At 76.7% G+C, this 23,934-nt stretch carries 17 protein-coding genes, 1 tRNA gene and 1 pseudogene; 13 read left to right on the top strand and 6 right to left on the bottom strand.

Annotated elements, in window-relative coordinates:
* Window positions 1–64 precede the first annotated feature (64 nt).
* A complete protein-coding gene (locus EDC03_RS18540) occupies window positions 65–139 on the bottom strand; it encodes a 50S ribosomal protein bL37 (RefSeq protein WP_422393789.1) in 75 nt (24 codons plus the stop codon).
* A gap of 128 nt (window positions 140–267) precedes the next feature.
* On the opposite strand from EDC03_RS18540, the gene EDC03_RS03135 reads away from it, so the two are divergent.
* The 3 genes from EDC03_RS03135 (at window position 268) to EDC03_RS03125 (ending at window position 2,784) form a co-directional block, all read left to right on the top strand.
* Window positions 268–522 carry a biotin/lipoyl-binding carrier protein gene (locus tag EDC03_RS03135; RefSeq protein ID WP_123378668.1) on the top strand — a complete coding sequence of 85 codons (255 nt, stop codon included), beginning with the start codon at window positions 268–270 and terminating at the stop codon, window positions 520–522.
* Between the two features lie 7 nt (window positions 523–529).
* Window positions 530–1,675, top strand: coding sequence for a type IV pilus twitching motility protein PilT (locus EDC03_RS03130; protein WP_199719871.1), 1,146 nt, complete (start codon window positions 530–532; stop codon window positions 1,673–1,675).
* Between the two features lie 86 nt (window positions 1,676–1,761).
* The gene (locus EDC03_RS03125) at window positions 1,762–2,784 is read left to right on the top strand and encodes a YhjD/YihY/BrkB family envelope integrity protein (RefSeq protein ID WP_158674180.1); all 1,023 of its coding nucleotides are present in this window, start codon (window positions 1,762–1,764) and stop codon (window positions 2,782–2,784) included.
* Here the strand turns inward: EDC03_RS03125 and EDC03_RS03120 are convergent.
* Window positions 2,781–3,734, bottom strand: coding sequence for a glycerophosphodiester phosphodiesterase (locus tag EDC03_RS03120; protein WP_123378666.1), 954 nt, complete (start codon window positions 3,732–3,734; stop codon window positions 2,781–2,783). The two genes, EDC03_RS03125 and EDC03_RS03120, sit on opposite strands and share 4 nt — an antisense overlap.
* A gap of 228 nt (window positions 3,735–3,962) precedes the next feature.
* On the opposite strand from EDC03_RS03120, the gene EDC03_RS03115 reads away from it, so the two are divergent.
* Window positions 3,963–4,340: a hypothetical protein gene (locus EDC03_RS03115; protein WP_123378665.1), complete on the top strand. Its 378-nt coding sequence runs from the start codon at window positions 3,963–3,965 to the stop codon at window positions 4,338–4,340.
* A 93-nt stretch (window positions 4,341–4,433) separates the two neighbouring features.
* On the opposite strand, the gene EDC03_RS03110 is transcribed toward EDC03_RS03115, so the two are convergent.
* A complete protein-coding gene (locus EDC03_RS03110) occupies window positions 4,434–8,033 on the bottom strand; it encodes a 3-keto-alpha-glucoside-1,2-lyase-like domain-containing protein (RefSeq protein ID WP_199719870.1) in 3,600 nt (1,199 codons plus the stop codon).
* A 169-nt stretch (window positions 8,034–8,202) separates the two neighbouring features.
* On the opposite strand from EDC03_RS03110, the gene EDC03_RS03105 reads away from it, so the two are divergent.
* Window positions 8,203–9,171 (top strand): zinc-binding dehydrogenase, encoded by a 969-nt coding sequence (locus EDC03_RS03105; RefSeq protein ID WP_241966996.1) that lies wholly within the window; start codon window positions 8,203–8,205, stop codon window positions 9,169–9,171.
* Between the two features lie 31 nt (window positions 9,172–9,202).
* Here the strand turns inward: EDC03_RS03105 and EDC03_RS03100 are convergent, their stop codons facing one another.
* On the bottom strand, window positions 9,203–9,835 hold the full coding sequence (locus tag EDC03_RS03100) for a GDSL-type esterase/lipase family protein (protein WP_241966995.1): 633 nt from the start codon (window positions 9,833–9,835) through the stop codon (window positions 9,203–9,205).
* 129 nt (window positions 9,836–9,964) lie between these two features.
* Window positions 9,965–14,020, bottom strand: a complete 4,056-nt coding sequence (locus EDC03_RS03095; protein WP_123378663.1) for a multifunctional oxoglutarate decarboxylase/oxoglutarate dehydrogenase thiamine pyrophosphate-binding subunit/dihydrolipoyllysine-residue succinyltransferase subunit — start codon at window positions 14,018–14,020, stop codon at window positions 9,965–9,967.
* Window positions 14,021–14,200: 180 nt separating this feature from the next.
* Between EDC03_RS03095 and EDC03_RS03090 the strand changes: the two genes are divergently transcribed.
* From EDC03_RS03090 to EDC03_RS17765, 8 genes and pseudogenes are all read left to right on the top strand, one after another.
* Window positions 14,201–15,652 (top strand): GuaB1 family IMP dehydrogenase-related protein, encoded by a 1,452-nt coding sequence (locus EDC03_RS03090; RefSeq protein ID WP_123378662.1) that lies wholly within the window; start codon window positions 14,201–14,203, stop codon window positions 15,650–15,652.
* 384 nt (window positions 15,653–16,036) lie between these two features.
* Complete coding sequence (locus tag EDC03_RS03085) at window positions 16,037–17,005, top strand: M15 family metallopeptidase (protein ID WP_123378661.1); 969 nt, start codon at window positions 16,037–16,039, stop codon at window positions 17,003–17,005.
* A 122-nt stretch (window positions 17,006–17,127) separates the two neighbouring features.
* Window positions 17,128–17,202: transfer RNA gene (locus EDC03_RS03080), tRNA-Arg, on the top strand.
* Between the two features lie 102 nt (window positions 17,203–17,304).
* Window positions 17,305–18,987 carry an arginine--tRNA ligase gene (argS, locus tag EDC03_RS03075; RefSeq protein ID WP_123378660.1) on the top strand — a complete coding sequence of 561 codons (1,683 nt, stop codon included), beginning with the start codon at window positions 17,305–17,307 and terminating at the stop codon, window positions 18,985–18,987.
* An 8-nt stretch (window positions 18,988–18,995) separates the two neighbouring features.
* Entirely contained in the window at window positions 18,996–20,414 is a 1,419-nt protein-coding gene (gene lysA, locus EDC03_RS03070) for a diaminopimelate decarboxylase (protein WP_123378809.1), read from the top strand.
* A gap of 68 nt (window positions 20,415–20,482) precedes the next feature.
* Window positions 20,483–22,825, top strand: a complete 2,343-nt coding sequence (locus tag EDC03_RS03065) for a HelD family protein (protein WP_123378659.1) — start codon at window positions 20,483–20,485, stop codon at window positions 22,823–22,825.
* Window positions 22,826–22,930: 105 nt separating this feature from the next.
* Window positions 22,931–23,131 (top strand): annotated as a pseudogene (locus tag EDC03_RS18535) (ester cyclase); the annotation flags it as partial.
* A gap of 38 nt (window positions 23,132–23,169) precedes the next feature.
* Window positions 23,170–23,313, top strand: a complete 144-nt coding sequence (locus EDC03_RS17765) for an ester cyclase (protein ID WP_199719869.1) — start codon at window positions 23,170–23,172, stop codon at window positions 23,311–23,313.
* A 4-nt stretch (window positions 23,314–23,317) separates the two neighbouring features.
* Here EDC03_RS17765 and EDC03_RS03055 read toward each other — a convergent pair whose 3' ends face one another.
* On the bottom strand, window positions 23,318–23,920 hold the full coding sequence (locus EDC03_RS03055) for an isochorismatase family protein (protein WP_123378658.1): 603 nt from the start codon (window positions 23,918–23,920) through the stop codon (window positions 23,318–23,320).
* Window positions 23,921–23,934 lie beyond the last annotated feature (14 nt).

Raw genomic sequence — 23,934 nt, 5'->3', positions numbered from 1 at the left:
GCCACCCCGCCGCGCGGGGTGGCCTTCGTCGTCGTGCGGTGCGGACGCGGGGTCCGCCGGCAGGTCAGCTGTTGGGCTTCTTGCCGTGGTTGGCGCCGTTCTTCTTGCGGGAGCGGCGCTTGCGGGCTCGCTTGCTCATGCGGCTCCTCCCTCCGGGTCTCGGTCCTGCGGTCGCCCCGATCGTCCCACACCCGGCCGCGGCGGCCGGTCGCCCCGGCGGCCCGCCACGGCCTGCCGCGGTCCGGGTCGCCGTGGTTGGCTGCGCGCGTGGAGAGCGTCCGGGCGGAGATGGTGGCGGGCGTGCTCGGCGTCGAGGTGGCGGAGGGCGACGTCGTCGCCGCCGGGCAGACCCTCCTGCTCCTCGAGTCGATGAAGATGGAGATCCCCGTGGTCCCCGAGGGACCGGGCCGGGTGGTGCGCGTGGCCGTGGGGCCGGGGGACGTCGTGCAGGAGGGCGACCTCCTCGTCGTGCTCGAGGCCGCCGGCGGTGCGGCTCAAGCGCCGGGCGCCGCCCGCCGATGACGGGGGCGTGAGCCAGACCGCCGTCCCGGACGCCCCGCCGTCCGCCGCCCCGCCCGCCGCGGACGAGGCGTCGGCGGAGCTGCACATCGACCCCTTCCTCCGGGCGCTCTGCGAGCTGGAGGGCTCGGACCTGCACTGCAAGGTGGGCTCGCCCCCGCGCGTCCGGATCGACGGCCGGCTGCGCCGCCTCCAGCACCGCCCGCTCTCGCCGGCGGACATGGAGGCGCTGCTGCGCCAGGTCATGCGCGACGACGCCCGTGCCGTCTTCGACCGCACCAACGAGGCCGACTTCGCCCACTCCGTGCCGGGCCTCGGGCGCTTCCGCGTCAACGCCTTCCGCGCGCGCGGCTCGGTGGGGCTCGTCGTCCGCCGGGTGGCGGTCGGCGCCGTCCCGCTGGCCGACCTCGGCGTCCCGGCCGTGCTCGGCACCCTCGCGCTGGAGAAGCGCGGGCTCGTCCTCGTCACGGGCCCCACCGGGTCGGGCAAGACGACGACGCTCGCCGGGATGGTCGACCACGTCAACACCCACCGCGAGGTGCACCTGCTGACGATCGAGGACCCCATCGAGGTCCTCCACCAGGACAAGCTCGCCATGGTCAACCAGCGCGAGCTCGGCCTCGACACCGCCGACTTCGCCGCGGCCATGCGGGCCGCGATGCGCCAGGACCCGGACGTCGTCCTCGTCGGCGAGATGCGCGACGCCGAGACGGTGCGCGCGGCGCTCGCCGCCGCCGAGACCGGCCACCTCGTCATGAGCACGCTGCACACGACCGACGCCACCGAGACGGTCGGCCGCATCATCGACTTCTTCCCCGCCGACGAGCAGCGCCAGGTGCGCCTGTCGCTCGCCGCGTCGCTGCGGGGCGTGGTCTGCCAGCGGCTCGTGCCCCGGGCGGACGGCAGGGGGCGGGCGGTCGCCGTCGAGGTCTGCGTCGGGACCGGCCGCATCGCCGAGGCGGTCGCTGACCCCGACAAGACCGCGTCGATCGAGCAGATCGTCGCCGAGGGCGGCTTCTACGGCATGCAGACGTTCGACCAGCACCTCGTGCAGCTGTTCCGCGAGGGCGTCGTCGACCTCGAGGGCGCCACGGGTGCGGCGTCGCGGCCCCACGACCTCACGGTCGAGCTGCGCCGGCTCGGCCTCGTGGCCTGAGGCACCCGCCCGTCCCCGTCCGGCGGGACGCCGCGCCGGGGGCGTGCGACGCTGCCGCGGTGCACCCGCCCGGACCAGCCCCCGCGGTGCCCGTGCCGTCCCGACCGCCCGCCGGCGGGAGCACCCCCTCGTCCCGTCCGCCCGCCGCGGCGGGGCAGGACGCGTCCCCGTCCCGGGGCGACGTCGCCCGGCGCCTCCCGGCGGCTACCCGTCGGCTCCTGGCCCGCCGGGAGCTGCCCCTGACCGCCGCGGGCCTCACCTTCTACCTGGCGCTCGCCGCCGTCCCGTCGGTGCTCATCGCCCTCCGCGTGCTCGGCTGGACCGTCGGCGAGGACCGGGTCCTCGCGCTCGGCGAGAGCATGCGGGCCGCCCTGCCCTCGGCGATGGGGGCGGACGTCCTGGCGGAGCGGGTCGTGGCCTACGGGCTCTCCGTGTCCTGGCCGGTCGTCCTCTTCAGCCTGCTGCCCGCGAGCCTCTACGGCGAGGGCCTCCGGCGCGCGTACGCGGCCCTCGGCGACGGCGCGGGCGAGGCCACGGGGGCCCGGCCCGCCCACGGGACGTCCGCGCCGCTGCCCGCGGCGGACGACGGGGCGACCCGGCGGCGCGGCCTGCTGGCCCGGCTCGGCCCGGGCTGGCGCGCCCGGGCGACGCTGCTGCCGGTCCTGGCCGTCGCGCCCCTGCTCCTGCTCGTCGTCCTCGGCGTGACGCCCCTGCTGGCGGACCTCTTCGCCCGCGGCGTCGGCGGCACGGCCCTCGGCGTCTACCTGGCGCTCAACGTCGTCTGGGTCGTCGTCTCGCTGCCGCTGTCCTGGACGTTCCGGACGAGCGCCCCGCAGGAGCTGTCGTGGCGGGCGTCGCTCGTGGGCGGCTTCTGCACCGGCGCCTTCGTGGCCGGCTTCATCCAGGGGATCGTCCTCTTCGTGGCCCTGCCCGTGGACATCGGGGCGCCGTTCGGCGGCTCGGCCGCGGTGGGCGGGGTCGTGGCCGCCCTGCTGTGGTGCTGGCTGCTCCACGTCGTCGTGCTCGTGGGGCTGGCCGCCACCCTCACCGCCGTCGGCCTGCGCCGGGGGCCGCGGGGCGGCACCGACGCGGGGGCACGCCCGGTCTAGGCGGCGCGCCCCGCCGCGAGGTGCTGCAGGAGGGCGCCGGGGCGATTGGTGATGAGGCCGTCGACCCCGGCCCGCACGAGCGCGTCCCAGCGGGCCGGCGCGTCCACCGTCCAGGGCCACACGGCGACGCCGAGCGCCTGCAGGCGGGCGACGAGGTCCGGGTCGGCGGCCAGGAGGCGGTCGCCGGGGTTGACGAGCGAGAGCCCGTGGCGGCGCACGAGGTCCGCCACGGCCTCGGCGTGGCCCGGCTCCGAGGCGGGGCCGAGCTCGCCGACGCCCTCGGCGCTGACGAGCAGCCCGCGGGCCATCTCCGGCGCCGCGGCGGCGACCGCGGCCACGGTGGCCGGCTGGAAGGACTGCAGGACGGTCCGGGACGCGAGCCCGTAGCGCCGGACGACGGCGACCGCGTCGGCCGCGGACGCGGTGTCCCAGACGCCCTTCATCTCGAGCAGGAGGTGGGTGCCGGGGGCGCCGACGGCCCAGCGGAGGAGCTGGGGGAAGGACGGGACCCGCACCCCCGAGTGGTCGTCCGAGTGCCACGTCCCGGCGTCGAGGTGCCGCACGTCGCGCCACCGGGTGCCGGCGACGTCGCCGCGGCCGTCGGTCGTGCGGTCGAGCGCGGGGTCGTGGAGGAGGAGGACGACGCCGTCCGCGGTGCGGCGCAGGTCGACCTCGACCCACGAGGCGCCGTCGCGGCGGGCGGCCTCGAGCGCGGGCAGCGTGTTCTCGGGGTGCGCGAGGGAGCTGCCGCGGTGGGCGACGACGGCCGGCGGGGCGCCCACGGCGCGGTGCACGAGGGGACGGCCGGTGACGTGGCCGGGGACCCGCGCGGGGACGACGGCGGCCGGGGCGGCGGCGGTGGTGAGGGGCGCGCGCGGGCGCGGAGGGGACCCGGGGAGGTCGTCGCCGGCCCCCGTCGCGCCCGGCGTCGGTCCGGTCGTGGTCGTCATGCGGGGTCGGTCCCTCGGTCGGCGTCCCGGGCCGCGGCGGCACCTCGTCACCGCGGCCGGTCGGGCGTTCACGGAGGACGGTAGGACGGCGCCGGCCGCCCGGCACGCAGGACGGGCCCGGACGCGCACATCTCGCAGGATGTTCACCGGCGGGCCACGGGCGGGTCACGGCGGCGCCACGCGAGGGCCCGGTCGAGGCGTCCCCGGTCTCGCGGCAGGATGCGGCGGGTGAGCCCCGTCGAGCGCCCCGACCGCGAGGACGTCTCCGCCCAGGAGGCGGCCCTCGCCACCGCCCGAGCCGCCCTCGCCGACGCCGTCGCGGCGCTCGCCGACACCGCGCGGCGCGAGGGCCGCGCCGCCGGGGGCGACCCGCGGGCCGACGCGGTCGTCGACGAGGCGACCGCGCTGGGGCGGGCGCTCCGCTCGCGCGCCCGCCGTCCGCCGGCCCCGGACACGGCGGCGCTCGCCGGCGCGGTCTCCTCGGCCGAGCGGTCCGCCGTCCGCTCCGACGCCTGGGACGACGCCGTCCGCGCGTGGCGGGACGCCGAGGCCGGGCTCGACGTCGCGGCGCTCGACCTCGCCGCCGCCCGCGGCGAGGACGTCTGACACCGGGCGCCCCGCCCCGGACGCGGACGAGCCCGGGACGGCCGGTCGGCCGTCCCGGGCTCGCGCCGTACGGGTGCCCCTAGGGGCGCGGGGTCAGCAGGGCGACCCCGGGTGGGCCGCCCGGTAGACGGTGCGGGCGCCCGCGCCGTCGCGGACGGTGTAGCCCGCCACGGTGGCCTCGCCGGCCGCCAGCTCCGCCGTGCGGCCCGTGAAGCGGGCCGTGTGGGTAGCGCCGGGGGCGAGCGCGGTCACCTTGACCTCGCCGAGCGACGTGGTGATGAGCACGTCGGCCGGGACGGCCTCCTTGTTGCGGGCGCGGACCACGAGGACGGCCTTGCCGCCCGCGGAGCACCGCGTCTCCGCCGAGACCGCGAGCGAGGTGACGCCCGGGGTCCCGGGGACGGCGGACGGCGTGACCGACGCCGACGGGGCCGAGGCCGTCGAGGAGCCGCCGGGCCCGTGCGCCACGACCGTCACCGTGTACGGCGTGCCCGCGGAGAGCTTGCCGATGCGGCAGGTGGTGGCGTCCGTCGTCGTGCAGGTGCGCCCGCCCGGGGAGGCCGTGGCGGTGTAGCCGGTGGCCCCCTCGACGGCGTCCCACGAGACCCGCAGCGCGCTGTCGGCGCCGGTGGCCGTCACGCCCGCCGGGGCGGCGGGGGCCGTGGGCCCCGTCTCCTCCAGCTGCTTGACGCGGATGTCGCGGTAGTAGACGAACTCGCCGGCGCCGTGGTTCTGGACGCCGAGGAAGCCGCGCTCGATGTCGCGCGCCGGGTCGGTGCTCGTGAAGTCGTTGACGAGCACGTCGTTGAGGTAGACGCGGATGGTGTCCCCGGACACCTGGATCTCGTAGGAGTTCCACTGCCCGACGGGGTTGAGCGACTCCGCCACCTTCGCCAGGTCGGCGCCCTGGAAGGTGTAGATGGCGCCCGTCGTGCGGTCGTCGGCGTCCGTGGCGTCGATCTGGATCTCGTAGCCGCGGTTGACGGCCACCCACGGGTCGGTGCCCGGGTCGGGGAAGCCGACGAAGACACCGCCGTTGTCGTCCTTGGTGAGCTTCCAGTCGAGGTGCAGGGCGTAGTTCTCCTGCTGCTCGGGGTGCCAGAGGAGGCCGAGGCCGCCGCTGCCGCGGATCGAGCAGTCGGCCTGGCGGCCGAAGGAGCCCGGGCCGGCCATGTTCCACTCGGAGAAGCTGGCGAGCGTCCCGTCGAAGAGGCCCTTCCAGCCGTCCTCGGCGACCGGCGCGCAGACGTCCTGCTCGCCGACCGACAGCAGGTCGAGGTTGACGTTGCCGTCGTCGTCCGCGTCGTAGCGGATGGTGATGGTGTTCTCGCCCTCGCGGAGGTCGAGGTCCCGGGTCGCGAAGGCCCAGCGGTTCCACGGTCCCGTGCTCGGCAGGGCCCACGGGTCGACCTCGGTGCCGTTGACGAGGACCGAGACCTCCTTGGTGCCGGGCGCCGGGTTGGGGCCGTTGGCGTAGCGCAGGTGGACGGGCTGGACGCCCGCCTCGTCGACCGTCGCGGTGAAGGTCACCGAGGCGCCGACGTTCCAGAAGCCGCCGGCGAAGCCGGTGCCGGAGTACCCGTTGTGCTCGCTGTCGACGACCGCGCCGCCCCGCAGGACGGCCTCCTCGGCCTCGTACCAGCCGAGGTCCGGCGGGGCCACGTAGCCCGGCACGACGTTGGCCGTGTACCAGGCCTCGGTGCTCCACAGCTCCTCGCCGTCGGCCGACGTGAACGAGCGCGGGGAGCGGAGGTGGACGACGTGCCCGGGCTCGCGGCCGTCGACCGTCAGCGACACGGTGCGGCGGTCCTCGGAGACGGTGGCCCCGGTGACGAGGAGGGACTCCTCGTCGACCTTCGGGCCGCCGTACTGCTGCGTCGGCACGTAGCGCCACTGCTGCAGCTCGTACGCCCCGGCGATGCCGGCGACCGTCTCGTCGGACAGCGGCTCGGTGTAGGTGACGTCGAAGCCGGCCTCGGTGATCTCCACCGAGGTCATGTCGAAGACGCTCTCGCCGTTCGGGACGAGCTTCTGCAGGCCGTAGCGGAGCTTGCCCGACTCGCTCCAGTTGCCGGCCTCGCCGATCCCGCCGACGTAGAGGGAGCCGTCGGGGCCGACGAGCGTGCGGTTGACGCCCGCCTCGAGGCCCGCGGTGTGGCGGAAGGCCACGCCCTGCTTCTGGCCCTCGACCTCGTCCAGGTAGGCGCGCTGGAGGCCGCCGTAGGTCACGTCGCCGAAGAGCATCTGGTCGGCGAAGGTCCCCTCCTCGAGCAGCACGGGGTTGCTCGGCGAGTTGGCGATCTCGTTCTGCGGGAGCCACAGCACCGGCGGGGTCACCGGCTGGGCCTCGAAGGCGCCCGCCGGGTTGGTGTAGTGGTTGAAGAAGCGGTCCTGCTCGACCTGCACCATCTTCGACGCCGGCAGCCAGGCGCCCTGGTTGTCCATGACGAAGAGCTCGTCGTCCGGGCCCCAGCCCATGCCGTTGGGCGTGCGCAGGCCGCCCGCGACGGCCGAGATCTCGCCCGTCTCGCGGTCGACCGCGTAGGTGGTGCCGCGGCCGGCGGCCGGCTGCGGGTTCGTCGTCGCGCCGCCGTTGTCGATGGCGACGGAGAGGCTGACGTAGAAGTTCTCCTCGTCGTGGAGGAGGCCGAAGGCGAACTCGTGGAAGTTGCCGCCGTAGGGCCAGTCCGCGTGCCGGCGGTTCTCGAGCATCCCGTCGCCGTCGGCGTCGGGGGTCAGCTCGGTGAGGCCGTCGCGCTCGGACACCCAGAGGGTGCCGTCGACGACGTCGACGCCCATGGGGTTGAGCAGGTCCGTGGCGATCTTCGTCACGGTGACGTCCTCGGGACCGTCGGCCTCCGTGACGCCCTCGAGGAGGAAGACCTCGCCCGGTGTGGGGTTCTGCGGCGGGCCGGCCGGGCTCACCGCGCCGGACGTGACGACGACGAGGTCGTCGCCGAGGAAGGTCATGGCCGAGACCATCGGCTCGAAGCCCTCGGGGCGCAGGTCCACGAGGTCGTAGCCGGGGTTGACCGCGTCCAGCCGCAGGCCGTCGCCGGCCGTGTCGCGGCCGGTCTCGCAGTACTTGAAGCCGGGGGCCGTGACGCGGACGACGCCGGCCTCGGTGGACAGGGCGCTGCTGGGGACGACGGAGAAGGACGTCGCGCCCGGGGCGCGCCACTCGAGGAGGAGCCGCTGGCCGTTGCCGGCCTCGAACATCTCGGCCTCGAGCTCGTGCACGCCGGCCTCGAGGGTGACGGTGCCCTCGACGGCCTCCTCGCCGTGCAGGCCGTCGTTGTCGACGACGAGCTCGCCGCCGATGGTCAGGCGCGAGCCGTCGTCGCTCGTGAGCCGGAAGGTGTAGTCGCCGCTCGTCGGCACCGTGAGGTTGGCGAGCGCGTGGGAGACGAAGTTGTCGGCGGCGCCGAAGTCCTCGTCGCTCGTGAGGTCGATCGTCGGGACGAGCTTGTCGACGTTCGGCGTCTGGCCGTCGCGCAGCGTGCACAGCTGCGCGATGCCGGACCCGAGCTGGTAGGTGCGCAGCGTGACGCCCGGCTCCTGGGGAGGCAGCTGGGACGGGTCGACCGGCGCCGCGAAGGCCGCCGGGACGGCGGTCAGGGTGCCGCCGAGGAGGGCGATCCCGGTGAGGGCGACGAGCCCCCTCCTGGCGCCTGCTCGCTGGTGTGGGTGCACAGCTCTCCTTCTGCTCCACCGGGTCGCAGCGCTGCGCCCGGGTGCCGCGGCAGCGGTGCCGCGGCAGTCGAACAGTAGGTGACTTCTGCGGCGATGGGAACGGAAGTAGGGGATGTCACGGGTCGTTCCCGTCCGTGCCCGTCCGTCCCCGTCGGCCTACCGTGGCGGCGTGCTGGCTGCCGTCGCGTCGAGGACCTCGCCCACCGACCCGCTGTCCGCCCTCGAGGTCGTCGAGCGACCGCGCCCGGAGGTGCCCGACGGGTGGGTGCGGGTCCGGGTCGAGGCCGCGAGCCTCAACCACCACGACCTCTGGAGCCTGCGCGGCGTCGGGCTGCGCGACGAGGACCTGCCCGTGGTCCTCGGGTGCGACGGCGCCGGCGTCGACGAGCAAGGGCGGGACGTCGTCGTGCACGGGGTCGTCACGACGCCGGGGTGGACGGGCGACGACACCCTCGACCCCGGGCGCTCGCTGCTGTCGGAGCGGTACGACGGGACCCTCGCCGAGGAGGTCGTCGTGCCCGCGCGCAACGTCGTGCCGCGCCCGCCGGGCCTGTCCGCCGAGCACGCGGCCTGCCTGCCGACGGCGTGGCTCACGGCCTACCGGATGCTCCGGCTCTCCGGGGCGGAGCAGGGCGGGACCGTCCTCGTGCAGGGGGCCGGGGGCGGCGTGGCCACGGCGCTCGTCGCCCTCGGCCGGGCGACCGGGCGCCGGGTGTGGGTGACGAGCCGCAGCGAGGAGAAGCGGCGGCGCGCGCTCGACCTCGGCGCGCACGCGGCCCTGGCGCCGGGGGAGCGGGTGCCGGAGCGCGTCGACGCGGTGATGGAGACCGTCGGCGAGGCCACGTGGGCCCACTCGCTGCGGTCGCTGCGCCCGGGCGGCACCGTCGTCGTCGCGGGCGCGACGTCGGGACCGGCGCCCTCCGCGGAGCTGCAGCGGGTGTTCTTCCTCGGCCTGCGGGTCGTCGGCACGACGATGGGGACGCGGGACGAGCTGGAGCACCTCGTGGGGCTGCTCGCCGCGACGGGCGTGCGGCCCGTCGTCGACCGGGTCCTGCCGCTCGCCGACGTCGGCGAGGGCCTCGCCGCGATGGCGGCCGGCGAGCTCTTCGGGAAGGTCGTCGTCCGGCCCGGCGGGTGAGCGCCGGGCCGGACCGCGGCGTCGGCCGGCCTCAGCCCTCGTCGGGCAGGCCGAGCCAGGGGCGCCAGCCCCCGTTGAGCACGAGCCAGGCGAGCAGGCCGTAGCCGGCCTGGCCGGGGTGCACGCCGTCGCCGGCGGCCACGTCGGCGTGCCACTGCTCGTGGTGGACGAGGGGGTCGAAGCAGTCGACGTAGCGCACGGCACGCCGGGCGCAGACGTCGGCGAAGGCGTCGGCGAGCTCGGCGACGTCGTCGTTGCGCGCGCCCTCGAGGCCGGGCACGGGGCCGACGACGAGGACGGGCAGGCCGCGGGACATGGCCTCGTCGAGGACGTTGGCGAGGTTGAGGCGGCTGCGCGCCATCGTCAGCCCCGCCTCGAGGTCGGCGCTGCCGAGCCCGACGACGACGCGGTTGTCGGCCCCGGGCGCGAAGCGGCGGCCGGCCTCGCCGACCCAGCGCTCGAGGAGCCCGGAGGTCCCCTCGCCGGGGACGCCGAGGGGGAAGAGCGTCGTCGGGCCGTCGTCGTCCTCGGGGGTGCGCGCCGCGACGCGCCCGGTCCAGCCGAGGGCGCGCGGGTCGCCGACCCCGGCGACGAGGGCGTCGCCGAGGACGCAGATGCGCCGTCCGGGCGGCAGGCCGCCGGTGTCGGTGGGTGCAGTGCTCACGCGTCCTCGCCGTCTGTCGGGTCCGTCGTCGGGCGGGGCACCGGCTCGTGGCCGGGCCCCGGTGGTGGTCGTGCCGGGGCGTCGTCGCGCGGACCGGGGCTCCCGGTCCGCGCGACGACGCCCGCGGGGTCAGCGGGCGAAGGCCCGGGTGACGAGGTCCTCCTGCTCGGCCGCGTGCTTGCGGCTCGACCCGGTGGCCGGGGCCGCCGAGGCGGGCCGGGTCACCGGGCGGATGCTGCGGCCCAGCTGCGGGGCCACGCCCAGGGCCACGAAGGGCCAGGCGCCCTGGTTGGCCGGCTCCTCCTGCACCCACACGAGCTCGGCGTCGCCGAAGGGCTCGAGGGCGGCGCGGTAGGCGTCCTCGTCGAGCGGGTACAGCTGCTCGACCCGGACGATCGCCGTGCGCGTGTCGCCGCGCTTGGCGCGCGCAGCCTCGAGGTCCCAGGACACCTTGCCGCTGCACAGGAGCACGCGGTCGACGTCCTGCGGCGCCCCCGGCAGGCGGGTGTCCGGCAGCACGGCGCGGAAGCCGCCCTCGGTGAAGTCCTCCACGGCGCTGGCCGCCGCCTTGAGCCGCAGCATCGACTTGGGGGTGAAGACCACGAGCGGGCGGCGCGGGCGGGCGTACGCCTGGCGACGCAGCAGGTGGAAGTGCGAGGCGGGCGACGACGGCACGGCGACCGTCATGTTCTCCTCCGCGCACATCTGCAGGAAGCGCTCGATCCGGCCCGAGGAGTGGTCCGGCCCCTGGCCCTCGTAGCCGTGGGGGAGCAGCAGCACGACCGAGGACCGCTGGCCCCACTTCTGCTCCGAGCAGGAGATGAACTCGTCGACGATCGACTGGGCGCCGTTGGCGAAGTCGCCGAACTGGGCCTCCCAGAGCACGAGCGCGTCCGGCCGCTCGACCGAGTAGCCGTACTCGAAGCCCATCGCGGCGAACTCCGACAGCAGGGAGTCGTAGACCCAGAAGCGCGCCTGGTCGTCCGAGAGCGCCTTGAGCGGCGTCCACTCGCGCCCGGTCTCCCGGTCGTGGAGGACCGCGTGGCGCTGCGTGAAGGTGCCGCGGCGGCTGTCCTGACCCGCGAGCCGGACCGGGACGCCCTCGAGGAGCAGCGAGCCGAAGGCCAGCAGCTCGCCGTAGCCCCAGTCGATCCCGCCCTCGCGCGACATCTGCTCGCGCTTCTCGAGGAGCGCCATGAGCTTGGGGTGGACGGTGAAGCCCTCGGGCGGGCTGGTGTGCGCCCCGCCGATGCGCTCGAGGACCGAGCGGTCCACGGCCGTCGAGTCCGCGCGGACGACGCGGTCGTCCTGCTGGGCCGACGGGCGCTCGAGGCCGCCGGGGCCGTCGGCGCCGTCGCCGGCGCGGCTGCCGCCCGAGGCCGGCGTCTCCTTCGTCTCCGCGAAGGCCCGCTCGAGCTGGCCCTGGTAGTCGCGCAGCGCCTGCTCGGCCTCCTCGACCGTGATGTCGCCGCGGCCGATGAGGGCCTCGGTGTAGAGCTTGCGGACGCTGCGCTTGGCCTCGATGAGGGCGTACATGAGCGGCTGCGTCATCGAGGGGTCGTCGCCCTCGTTGTGACCACGGCGGCGGTAGCACACCATGTCGATGACGACGTCCTTCTCGAACTCCTCGCGGAAGGCGAAGGCCAGCCGGGCCGCGCGCACGCACGCCTCGGGGTCGTCGCCGTTCACGTGGAGGATCGGCGCCTGGATCATGCGGCCGACGTCGGTCGAGTAGTACGACGAGCGCGAGCTGGCGGGCGCCGTCGTGAAGCCGACCTGGTTGTTGATGACGACGTGGACGGTGCCGCCCGTGCGGTACCCGCGCAGCTGCGACAGGTTGAGCGTCTCGGCCACGACGCCCTGGCCCGCGAACGCGGCGTCGCCGTGCAGGAGGACGGGCAGGACGGGGAACGCCTTGCCCCCGAGGTCGATCCGGTCCTGCTTGGCGCGGGCGATGCCCTCGAGGACGGGGTCGACGGCCTCGAGGTGCGACGGGTTGGCCGCGAGGTAGACCTTCGTCGACGCACCCGTGGCCGCGGTGAAGCGGCCCTCGGTGCCGAGGTGGTACTTGACGTCGCCGGAGCCCTGGACGCTGCCGGGGACCGCGCTGCCCTCGAACTCCCGGAAGACCTGGCCGTAGCTCTTGCCGGCGATGTTCGTCAGCACGTTGAGGCGGCCGCGGTGGGACATGCCGATGGCGACCTCGTCGTGGCCCGCCTCCGCGGCCTCGGACAGGAGGGCGTCGAGCAGCGGGATGACGGACTCGCCGCCCTCGAGGCTGAAGCGCTTCTGCCCCACGAACTTCGTCTGGAGGAAGGTCTCGAAGGCCTCGGCGGCGTTGAGGCGGCCGAGGATGCGCAGCTGCTCGTCGCGGTCGGGCTTGGAGTACGGCTTCTCGACGTGCGACTGGATCCAGGCGCGCTGCTCGGGGTCCTGGATGTGCATGTACTCGATGCCGGTGGTGCGGCAGTAGGAGTCGCGCAGCACGCCGAGGATGTGGCGCAGCTTCATGGGGGCGCCGTCGCCGAACCCGCCGGTGGGGAACTCGCGGTCGAGGTCCCAGAGCGTCAGGCCGTGGGTCTGGACGTCGAGGTCCGGGTGGCGGCGCTGGCGGTACTCCAGCGGGTCGGTGTCGGCCATGAGGTGGCCGCGCACGCGGTACGCGTGGATGAGCTCGACGACGCGGCTCACGCGGCCGACGTCGTCCTGGCCCTTGAGCGAGGTGTCCTTGACCCAGCGGACCGGCTCGTAGGGGATGTGGAGCGCGGAGAAGACGCGGTCGTAGAAGCCGTCGAGCCCCAGCAGCTTGGTGTGGACCAGGCGCAGGAAGTCGCCCGACTGCGCGCCCTGGATGACGCGGTGGTCGTACGTCGACGTCAGCGTCATGACCTTGCTGACGCCGAGGCGCGCCACGGTCTCCTCGGACGCGCCCTGGTACTCGGCGGGGTAGTCCATGGCCCCGACGCCGATGATCGCGCCCTGGCCCTTCACGAGGCGGGGCACGGAGTGGACGGTGCCGATGGTCCCCGGGTTGGTGAGGCTCATCGTCACGCCGGCGAAGTCGTCGACCCCGAGCTTGCCGCCGCGGGCGCGGCGGACGACGTCCTCGTAGGCCACCCAGAACTCGGCGAAGTCCATCCGCTCGGCCGGCTTGACCGCCGGGACCATGAGCTGGCGCGTGCCGTCGGGCTTGGGCAGGTCGATGGCGATGCCGAGGCCCACGTGCGCGGGCTGGACGACGGCCGGCTTGCCGTCCTCCAGGGCGTAGGCGACGTTCATCGACGGCATCTCGGCGAGGGCCTCGACGAGCGCGTAGCCGATGAGGTGGGTGAAGGAGACCTTGCCGCCGCGGGCGCGGGCGAGGTTGGAGTTGATGACGATGCGGTTGTCGATGAGGGCCTTGGCCGGCACGGCGCGGACGCTCGTGGCGGTGGGGACCTCGAGGCTCGCCTCCATGTTCGTCACGACGCGGGCGGCGGGGCCGCGCAGGCGCGTCGTGACGTCGGCGCGCTCCTCCTCGTCGGCGGCGGGGCCGCGCAGGACGCGCGCCGGGCCGTCCCCCGTGGCGCCGTCGCGCGGGCCGACGCCCGCGGACAGACCCGGCTCCGAGGCGGCCCGGGGACGGTCGGTGCGGCCGCCGGACGTGCCGGCCGAGGCGCCGGGCGTGGCGGGGGCGGGCGCCGGGGCCTGCGCGCCGGCCGCGTGCTCGTCGGCGCGGGGGGCCCGCGGGGCGGCCGGGTCCGCCGTGGCGGGGGCGGTGACGGGGCGGTCGGCGGTGCGGCGCGCGGCGCCGGCCTCGCGCGGCGTCGACGAGGAGCCCGACCCCTCGGCGGACTGGGCGGGCGTCGTGGGGGCGGGGGCCGGGGTCGCCGGCTCGCCGGCCGGCACCTCCGTGGGGGGCGTGGTGGCCGCACCGGTGCCCGTGGTGCCCGTGGTGCCCGCGGCGGCGTCGTCGGAGGCGCCGGCGTCCTCGCCCGTGCCCTCGGGCGCGCCGTCGCCGGGTGTGTAGTCGGCGAAGAAGTCCCACCACGCCGGGTCGACGGAGTCCTTGTCCTCGAGGTAGCGCTCGTGCAGCTCGTCGACGAGCCAGGCGTTCGCCCCGAAGCCGGCGGGGACGCCGCCGTCCCCGCTGCGACCCGGGCCCTCGGAGGCCCCTCCGGTGCTGGTGGTCTCCTGCTGGGACACGGTGCGGATCGCCCTCTTCCACGGGTCGGTGAGCCGGGTGCGACGCCGCGCGGCCGCGGCCGGCGTCGGCGGGGCGAGCCTAGTGCCTGGGCGGGCGCCGGCCCGGTGGGCGGCGGCCGCGCGCCCGGCCGGGCGGCGAGGCGTCCGTCACGTCGCCCGTCCGCCCTAGCATCGACGCCCGTGCGCTTCCTCGACGGCTCCGCCCCCGGCCACGACCTCACCTACAACGACGTGTTCCTCGTGCCGGGGCGCTCCTCGGTCGCCTCGCGCACCGAGGTCGACCTCACGCCCGACGACGGCACCGGCGCCACCGTCCCCCTCGTCGTCGCCAACATGACGGCCGTGACCGGCCGCCGGATGGCGGAGACCGTCGCCCGTCGCGGCGGGATCGGCGTGCTGCCGCAGGACGTGCCGCTCGACGTCGTCGCGGACGTCGTCGCGTGGGTCAAGGCGCGCGGGACCGTCCTCGAGACGCCCATCGTCGCGGCACCGGGGGACCGGGTCGTCGACGCGCTGCACCTGCTGCCCAAGCGCGCCCACGGCGCGCTCGTCGTCGTCGACGAGGCCCGGCGGCCCGTCGGCGTCGTCACGGCCGCCGACTGCGAGGGCGTCGACCGCTTCACCTCGCTCGCCCAGGTCATGACGGCCGACCCCCTCGTCCTCGACGCCGCGGACGTCGAGCGCGACGGCGGCCTCGACCGGGCCTTCGAGGTCCTGCACGGGGCCCGCCGGTCCTTCGCGCCGGTGGTCCGCGACGGCGTCCTCGTCGGTGCCCTGACCCGGCGGGGCTGCATCCGCTCGGCGCTCTACGCCCCGGCCGTGGACGGCTCCGGCCGCCTGCGGGTCGGCGCCGCCGTCGGCGTCAACGGCGACGTCGCCGGCGCGGCGTCGGCGCTGCTGGCGGCGGGGGCCGACGTCCTCGTCGTCGACACCGCCCACGGCCACCAGGAGAAGATGCTCGACGCGCTGCGGGCCGTCCGCGCCCTGGACCCGGGGGTCCCGGTCGTCGCCGGCAACGTCGTCACGGCCGAGGGCGTGCGCGACCTCGTCGGCGCGGGGGCCGACGTGGTCAAGGTCGGCGTCGGGCCCGGCGCCATGTGCACCACGCGGATGATGACGGGCGTCGGCCGCCCGCAGTTCTCGGCGGTCCTCGAGTGCGCCGCGCAGGCGCGCGAGCTCGGCGCCTCGGTGTGGGCGGACGGCGGCGTGCGGCACCCGCGCGACGTGGCCCTCGCCCTGGCCGCCGGCGCCTCCTCCGTCATGGTCGGCTCGTGGTTCGCCGGCACGCACGAGAGCCCGGGCGACCTGCTCGTCGACGAGCACGGGCGCAGCTACAAGGAGAGCTTCGGCATGGCGTCGGCGCGGGCCGTCGCCCACCGCACCCGCGAGGGCTCGGCGCTCGAGCGGGCGCGCAAGGCGCTCTTCGAGGAGGGCATCTCGAGCTCGCGGATGAGGCTGGACCCCGAGCGCCCCGGCGTGGAGGACCTCGTCGACGCCATCACCTCGGGCGTCCGCAGCGCCTGCACCTACGCGGGGGCCCGGACGCTGCCCGAGCTCCACGAGCGCGCCGTCGTCGGCGTCCAGTCGCCCTCCGGCTACGAGGAGGGCCGGCCGCTGCCCAGCGGCTGGTGACGGCGGGCCCGGACCGCTCGACGTCTCGACGTCGCCGTGCGCGGTGCCCCCGCGGTGAGGTCGGCCCCGCCCGGGACGACGGTCGGTGACGGCGTCGCACGGGACGTCTCCTCCGGCCGACCGGCGCCGCCCCTGCCGGGCCGGCGGGCTGACGCGCTGTCACCGTCCCGGGATGCGCAGGGTGCGGATTTGGTGTACCGGTCACCGCGGCGTTACGGTCTCGTGACCTCGAGCCCGTCGTCGTGACGCCGGGCCGCCCTCCGGCCCGTGCCGGGAAGGCCCCCCGCCGCTGCGCGGGGCGCCGGAGGGTCCCGCCACGACCGGCCGACGACGTCGGCCTGCCCGCGTGCGCCGTCGTCCGACGGCACCGCCCGGAGGACGCCCGTGACCGCTCCCGCGAGCCTGCCCGAGCCCGCCGACCGCCCCGCGACCCGCGTGCGCGGCGGTGCCCACCGCGCCGCCGGCCGCGGACCGGTGACCGCCCCGGCCCCGGCGGCGCCGGGCTCGCGCCGGGCCCGTCGCGAGGCCGAGGCGGCCCGGCTGCGCGCCGCGCGTCGCCCGCGGCGCGCCCCGGTGGCGGCGGCCGGCGCCCTCGGCGTCGCGGTGCTCGTGCTGCCGATCACCGTGCCGGCGCTGCAGGCGGTCGCCGCCGCGGACCGCGAGCGGGCCGACGTCGCCGCCACCGCGCTCGTCGTCGCGCAGGAGGAGGAGGGCCGGGCGGCGCGGGCCGCGGAGGTCCGGCGGCTCGCCGACGAGGCCGCGGCGTCCCGCGAGCAGCGCGCGGCCGACACCGCCGCCCGCGAGGCGGCGGAGGCCGAGCTGGCGTCCCGCGTGGCCGCGGCGGGCGCCATGGCCGACCGCGTGAGCCGGAGCGAGGAGCGCTCCGCGCTCCCGGGCTGCAGCGGCGTCCTCCCCGACGGCACGACCTCGGCGCCCAACGGGCAGCTGCCCGCCGACGCCGTCTGCGCGCTCTGGGACGACGAGGGCTTGCGCGCCGACGTCGCGCTGTCCTTCGTCGAGCTGTCGGCGGCCTTCGAGGAGCGCTTCGGCGAGCGGCTCGCCCTCACCGACGGCTACCGCTCGCTCGCCGAGCAGCACGCCGTCGCCGCGGAGCGGCCCGGCTTCGCCGCCGAGCCGGGCACGAGCGACCACGGCTGGGGCCTCGCCGTCGACCTCGGCAGCGGCGTCAGCACGGGGTCGGGGGAGCGGTACGCCTGGATGCGCGAGCACGCCCCGTCCTTCGGCTGGGAGAACCCGACGTGGGCGCAGCCGGGCGGCTCGGGCCCCACGGAGCCGTGGCACTGGGAGCACGTCGAGGGCGTCGCCGCGCAGACGGGCGTCCCGGCGGCCTGACCGGGGGCCCGTCGGCCGCCCGACCCGCCGCCGACCTCCCGCCGCCGTCGGGCGCGGGACGACCTCCTCCCGCCGTGCGGTAGCGTTCCTCCCGGTCCGTCGGGCACGAGCCCGGACCGACGGCCCCCGTAGCTCAGGGGATAGAGCACCGCCCTCCGGAGGCGGGGGCGCAGGTTCGAATCCTGCCGGGGGCACCACCAGCAGGGCCGGCCGCACGGACGAGGACGTCCGGCGAGGGTCCTGCCCGGCACCCGGACCGCGTCCGGGACCCACCCCCGCGGCTCCTAGACTCGACCCCCGTGACTCCCGCCGAGCTCTCCGCCGCGATCCGCCGCTGCCTCGTCGAGGCCGTCGAGGCCGGCGACCCCGCCGTCGGGTCCCTCGCCGTCGCGGACCTGCCCGACGATGTCCGCGTCGAGCGGCCGCGCAGCCGGGAGCACGGGGACTGGGCCACCAACGTCGCCCTCCAGCTGGCCAAGAAGGCCGGGGCGCCGCCCCGGGGGCTCGCCACCGCGCTCGCCGGGCGGCTCGCCGCCGTGGACGGCGTCGCAGGCGTCGACGTCGCCGGGCCCGGCTTCCTCAACGTCGTCGTCGACGCCTCCGCGGCCGGGGCCCTCGCGCGCACCGTCGTCGAGGCGGGTGCGGCCTACGGGACGAGCGACCGCCGTGCCGGCCTCCACGTCAACCTCGAGTTCGTCTCGGCCAACCCCACGGGGCCCATCCACCTCGGCGGGACCCGGTGGGCCGCCGTCGGGGACGCCCTCGCGCGCGTCCTCGCGGCCACGGGCGCCGAGGTGGTCCGCGAGTACTACTTCAACGACCACGGCGCGCAGATCGACCGCTTCGCCCGCTCGCTCCTCGCCCGGGCCCGCGGCGAGGCCGCCCCCGAGGACGGCTACGGCGGCGCGTACGTCGGCGACATCGCCGACCGCGTGCTCGCGGACGCGCGGGAGCGGGGCGTCGACGTCCTCGCCCTCCCCGACGCCGAGGCGCAGGAGGTCTTCCGCGCGGACGGCGTCGCGCTGATGTTCGACGAGATCAAGCGGGACCTGCACGACTTCGGCGTCGACTTCGACGTCTGGTTCCACGAGGACTCGCTCCACGCCTCCGGCGCCGTCGAGAAGGCGCTGGCCGAGCTGCGCGGCAGCGGGGCCCTGTACGAGGCCGACGGCGCGTGGTGGCTGCGCTCGACCGACCACGGCGACGACAAGGACCGCGTCGTCATCAAGTCCGACGGGAAGCCCGCCTACGTCGCCGGCGACCTGGCCTACCTGCGGGACAAGCGCTCCCGCGGCGCGGACCTCTGCATCTACATGCTCGGCGCCGACCACCACGGGTACGTCAGCCGCCTCAAGGCCGCGGCGGCGGCCTTCGGCGACGACCCCGCCGTCGTGGAGGTCCTCATCGGCCAGATGGTCAACCTCGTCCGCGACGGGCAGCCGCTGCGCATGAGCAAGCGCAACGGCACCGTCGTGACGATGCAGGACCTCGTCGAGGCCGTCGGCGTCGACGCCGCGCGGTACGCGCTGACCCGCAGCTCGACCGACTCGTCGATCGACGTCGACCTCGACGTCCTCACCCGCCGCACGGCCGAGAACCCCGTCTTCTACGTGCAGTACGCGCACGCCCGCACCTGCGGCGTCGCCCGTAACGCCGAGGCGGCCGGGGTGCGCCGGGAGGACGGCTTCGACCCGTCGCTGCTCGACCACCCCACGGAGCAGGCTGTCCTCGCGGCGCTCGCCGAGCACCCGCGGGTCGTCGAGCAGGCCGCCGAGCTGCGCGAGCCCCACCGCGTCACCCGCCACCTCGAGGTCCTCGCCGGCACCTTCCACAAGTGGTACGACGAGCGCCGGGTCACGCCGCTGGGCGACGAGCCGGTGGGCGACGAGCACCGCACGCGCCTGTGGCTGGCCGAGGCGGTCCGGACGGTGCTGGCCTCCGGGCTGGCCCTCGTGGGCGTGAGCGCGCCGGAGCGCATGTGAGCCCCGCCCTGCGCGCGCACGAGGCCGGCGCGCTCCACGCCGACGGCTACGGCGGCCCGGGCTGGCTCGCGGTGCCCGCGGACGTCAACACGCTCGTCGAGCCGCTGTGGGCGCGCACCGTCCGCCGGGGCGCCGACGGCGCCCTCGAGGTGGGCGGCGTCGACGTCGTGCGGCTGGCCGCCGAGCACGGGACGCCCGCCTACGTCGTCGACGAGGCGGACCTGCGGGCGCGCGCGCGAGGCTTCGTCACGGCCTTCGACGACGCCTTCGCCGACCTCTGCGGCGGCGCGGACGTCTACTACGCCGGCAAGGCGTTCCTCTGCACGGCCGTGGCCCGCTGGGTGGCCGAGGAGGGGATGCTCCTCGAGACCTGCACGGGCGGCGAGCTCGCCGTCGGCCTGCGCGCCGGCGTCGACCCCGCGCGGATGGCGCTGCACGGCAACAACAAGTCCGACGCCGAGGTGGAGCGGGCGCTCGCGGCGGGCGTCGGCCGGGTCGTCGTCGACTCGCTGCCCGAGGTCGACCGGGTGGCCGACGTCGCGGCCCGGCTCGGGGTGCGCGCCCCCGTCATGGTCCGCGTGACCGTCGGCGTCGAGGCCCACACGCACTCCTACATCGCGACGGCGCACGAGGACCAGAAGTTCGGCGTCTCGCTGGCGACGGGGGAGGCGGCCCGCGCCGTCGCCGCCGTCCTCGCCCGCCCCGAGCTGGACCTGCGGGGGCTGCACAGCCACATCGGCTCGCAGATCTTCGACGTCGAGGGCTTCGAGGTGGCCGCCCGGCGTCTCGTCCGCCTGCACGCCACGGTGCAGCGCGAGCACGGCGTGCGGCTGCCGGAGATGGACCTCGGCGGCGGCTTCGGCATGGCGTACACGACGCAGCACCGCCCGATGGGGCCCGCCGACCTCGCCGCCGGCATGGCCCGCGTGGTCCGGGCCGCGTGCGCGGGCGAGGGCGTCGAGGTGCCGCGCATCAGCGTCGAGCCCGGCCGGGCCGTGGTCGGCCCCAGCACCTTCACGCTCTACACGGCCGGCACGACGAAGGACGTCGCCCTCGACGACGGCGGCACCCGCCGCTACGTGGCCGTCGACGGCGGCATGAGCGACAACGTCCGCACCGCCCTCTACGCGGCCGACTACTCCGCGACGCTCGCGTCCCGCCGCTCCGACGCCCCGCCGGTCCTGTCCCGCGTCGTCGGGAAGCACTGCGAGAGCGGCGACGTCGTCGTCATGGACGAGTTCCTCCCGGCCGACCTCGGGCACGGGGACCTCGTCGCCGTCCCGGGGACGGGCGCGTACTGCCGCAGCCTCGCCAGCCAGTACAACCACGTGCCGCGGCCGCCGGTCGTCGCCGTGGCCGACGGCACCTCGCGGGTCCTCGTGCGCCGCGAGACCGAGGACGACCTGCTCGCGCTCGACGTCGGCTGACCGATCACGAGCGCCCCCAGGCCCCGCCCGCACCACCGCCCGCCCGCCCGACGCACCGGCCAGGAGCCATGACGACCGACGCGACGCCCAGCACCGCTGCCCCCGCCGAGGCGGACCGGGAGCGGGAGACCGCCGCCGAGCAGACGGCGGTGGCCGCGCGCTACGCGCGCCTCGACGACCTGCGCCGCCGCACGGCGGACGAGCTCGCGGCCGTCCACCGGTCCGAGTCGACGGGCACCCACCAGAACCGGTCCGAGCGCGACGCCTTCGCCGCGCTGCACGAGGCGCGGCTGGCCCAGCTGCAGGCCGTCGAGGACCGCCTCGTGTTCGGCCGTCTCGACATGGGCGACGGCGAGACGCGCTACGTCGGCCGCCTCGGCCTCGCCGACGAGGCGCAGGACCGGCTGCTCGTGGACTGGCGCGCGCCGGCGTCCGAGCCCTTCTACCAGGCGACGGCCGCGCGCCCGGCCGGCGTCGCGCGCCGGCGGCACCTGTCCCTGCGGGGCCGGGACGTGGCGACGCTCGAGGACGACGTCCTCGACGCCGAGGGCGTGGAGGCCCGCGGCCTCACCGCGCTCGGCGGCGAGGGGGCGCTCATGGCGGCCCTCGGCGCGCAGCGCACCGGGCGGATGGGCGACATCGTCGCGACGATCCAGGCGGAGCAGGACGCCGTCATCCGCGCCGACGCCAAGGGCGTCCTCGTCGTCCAGGGCGGTCCCGGCACGGGCAAGACGGCCGTGGCGCTGCACCGCGCCGCCTACCTGCTCTACGCCCACCGGGACCGCCTGGCGCGCAGCGGCGTCCTCGTCGTGGGGCCCAGCCCGGTCTTCCTCCGTTACATCGAGCAGGTGCTGCCGTCGCTGGGCGAGAACGGCGTCCTCACCTCTACGGCGGGACGGCTCTTCCCGGGCGTCGACGCGCGCGCGACCGACCGTCCCGCCGTGGCGCGCCTCAAGGGCGACGAGCGCTGGCTCGCGGTCCTGCCCCGCGCCGTCGCGGCCCGGCAGCGCGTGCCCGCGGGCCCGCAGCGCCTCGACGTCGAGGGCACGACCGTCACCCTGCAGCCGCGCGTCGTCGCGCGGGCCCGCGACCGCGCCCGCGCCGGGGGCGAGCCGCACAACGACGCGCGCGCGGGCTTCGTCAAGGAGCTGCTCCTGCACCTCGCGGACGCGGTGGGGCGGGCGCAGGGCAACAAGCTGGAGGCCGAGGACCGGCCGGCCGTCGTCGCGGACCTGCGGGCCTCGCGCGACGTCCGGGTGACGCTCAACCTCGCGTGGATGCCGATGTCGCCGCAGAAGCTGCTGGGGGACCTGCTGACGCGGCCGCACCGGCTGCTCGAGGCGTCGGAGGGGATCTTCACCGACGCCGAGCGGGCGCTGCTCGCGCGGTCCGTGGACGCGCCCTGGACCGTCGACGACGTCCCCCTGCTCGACGAGGCCGCCGAGCTGCTCGGCGACGACGCGCACGGCGACGCGGCCCGCTCGGCCCGGGCGTCCGAGAAGGCCCGCGAGGAGGCCCTCGCCTACGCGCAGGACGTCATCGAGTCGGGCGCCGGCACGACGGCGGTCGAGGGCTACGTCGCGAGCGCGGAGGACCTGGCCGAGCGCAACGTCGACGGCGGCGGCCCGTCGCTCACGGTCGCCGAGCGGGCGGCGGGAGACCGGACGTGGGTCTTCGGCCACGTCGTCGTCGACGAGGCGCAGGAGCTCTCGCCGCTCATGTGGCGGCTGCTCGTCCGCCGGTGCCCGAGCCGATCGATGACGGTCGTCGGCGACCTCGCCCAGACGCGTTCCGCCGCAGGGGCCTCCGCCTGGGGCGAGGCGCTGGACCCCTTCGCCGAGGGCCGGTGGCGGCTCGAGGAGCTGACGGTCAACTACCGGACGCCGCGCCAGGTCATGGACGCGGCGGCGGCCGTCCTCGCCGTGACGGGCGCGCCCGGGCGGACGCCGGACTCCGTGCGCGAGGGGGAGGGGCCGCCCGTGCTCACCGAGCTGCCCGCCCCCGGCGCGGCGCGCGAGGCGCTGCTGCGCGACGTCGTCGTCGACGAGGCCGCCCGTGCGCGCGGCGGGCGGCTCGCCGTCCTCGTGCCGCCCGCCCGGGTGCAGGAGGTGGCGGCCGCGCTCGTCGGCCGGGTGACCGGCCCCGACGGCGCCCCGCTGACGGTGTCGACCGGCGCGACGGCGCTGGAGGACCCGGTCGTCGTCATGGCGGTCGCCGACTCCAAGGGCCTGGAGTTCGACAGCGTGGTGCTCGTCGAGCCCGCCGAGCTGCTCGACGGCCCGGAGGGCGAGGACCCGCGGGCAGGGGCCCACGACCTCTACGTCGCCATGACCCGCCCGACCCAGCGGCTCCACGTCCTGGCCTCCCCGGACCTCGACCCGGCGCTCGCCCGGGCGCTCGTCGGCGGCTGAACGACGCCTGGCCGTCGAGCCCGACGGACGGCATGGTCCCGGGCCGGGGACCATGCCGTCCGTCGGACCCGGCACCGCGCCGGGCCCGGGACCTCAGGAGGGGCCGTGGACCTGACGTCGGCGTACGCCGCCTACCTCGACTGCCTGAACGCGCGCCGGTGGGACGAGCTCGGGCACCACGTCGCGGACGACGTGCGGCACGACGACCGGCCGCTGGGCCTGGCGGGCTACCGGCGCATGCTCGAGCGCGACGTCGCGGCGATCCCGGACCTGCGGTTCGTGGCCGAGGACGTCGTCGCGTCCGGCGACGTCGTGGCCGTGCGGCTGGCCTTCGACTGCCACCGGTGGGGGAGCTCTTCGGCGTCGCCGTCGACGGCCGCCGGGTGGTCTTCGGCGAGCACGTCTTCTACCGGTACGCCGGTGGGCGCGTGGCCGACGTCCGGTCCCTCGTGGACGTCGAGGCGGTGCGCCGGCAGGTGGGGGCCTGAGGCGTCAGCCGACGAGCTCGACGCCGGCCGCCCGCAGCTCCGCCAGGGCGGCCTCCGTCGTCGCGGGGGAGACCCCGGCGACGAGCGGCAGGAGCACGCGCACCCCGAAGCCGGCGGCCGCCGCGTCGAGCGCCGTCGCCCGGACGCAGTGGTCGGTGGCGATGCCGACCACGTCGACCTCGCCGACCGCCTTCTCCCGCAACCAGTCCGCGAGCGACGTGCCGTCCTCGGCGGCGCCCTCGAAGCCGGAGTAGGCGGCCTCGAAGGCGCCCTTGCGGAACACCTCCTGCGCGACGCCGAGGTCGAACGCCGGGTGCGCCTGCGCCCCCGCGGTGCCGGCGACGCAGTGCACCGGCCAGCTGCGGACGTAGTCGGGGGTGTCGCTGAAGTGGTCCCCCGGGTCCACGTGCCAGTCCTGCGTGGCGACCACGGCGGCGTAGTCGTCCGCGCGCTCGCGGGCGTGGCGGGTGACGGCGGCGGCGACGCCCGCACCGCCCTCGACGGCCAGCGAGCCGCCCTCGCAGAAGTCGACCTGGACGTCGACGACGACGAGCGCGCGCGCCCGGGCAGGCGGGACGGCGGCGTCGGTCTCGGCGGTGGTGGTCACGGGTCCTCCTCGGG

This window comes from Pseudokineococcus lusitanus (genome assembly GCF_003751265.1).
Classification (GTDB): Bacteria; Actinomycetota; Actinomycetes; order Actinomycetales; family Quadrisphaeraceae; genus Pseudokineococcus; species Pseudokineococcus lusitanus.
This window is presented reverse-complemented; position numbering and strand designations above follow the sequence as displayed.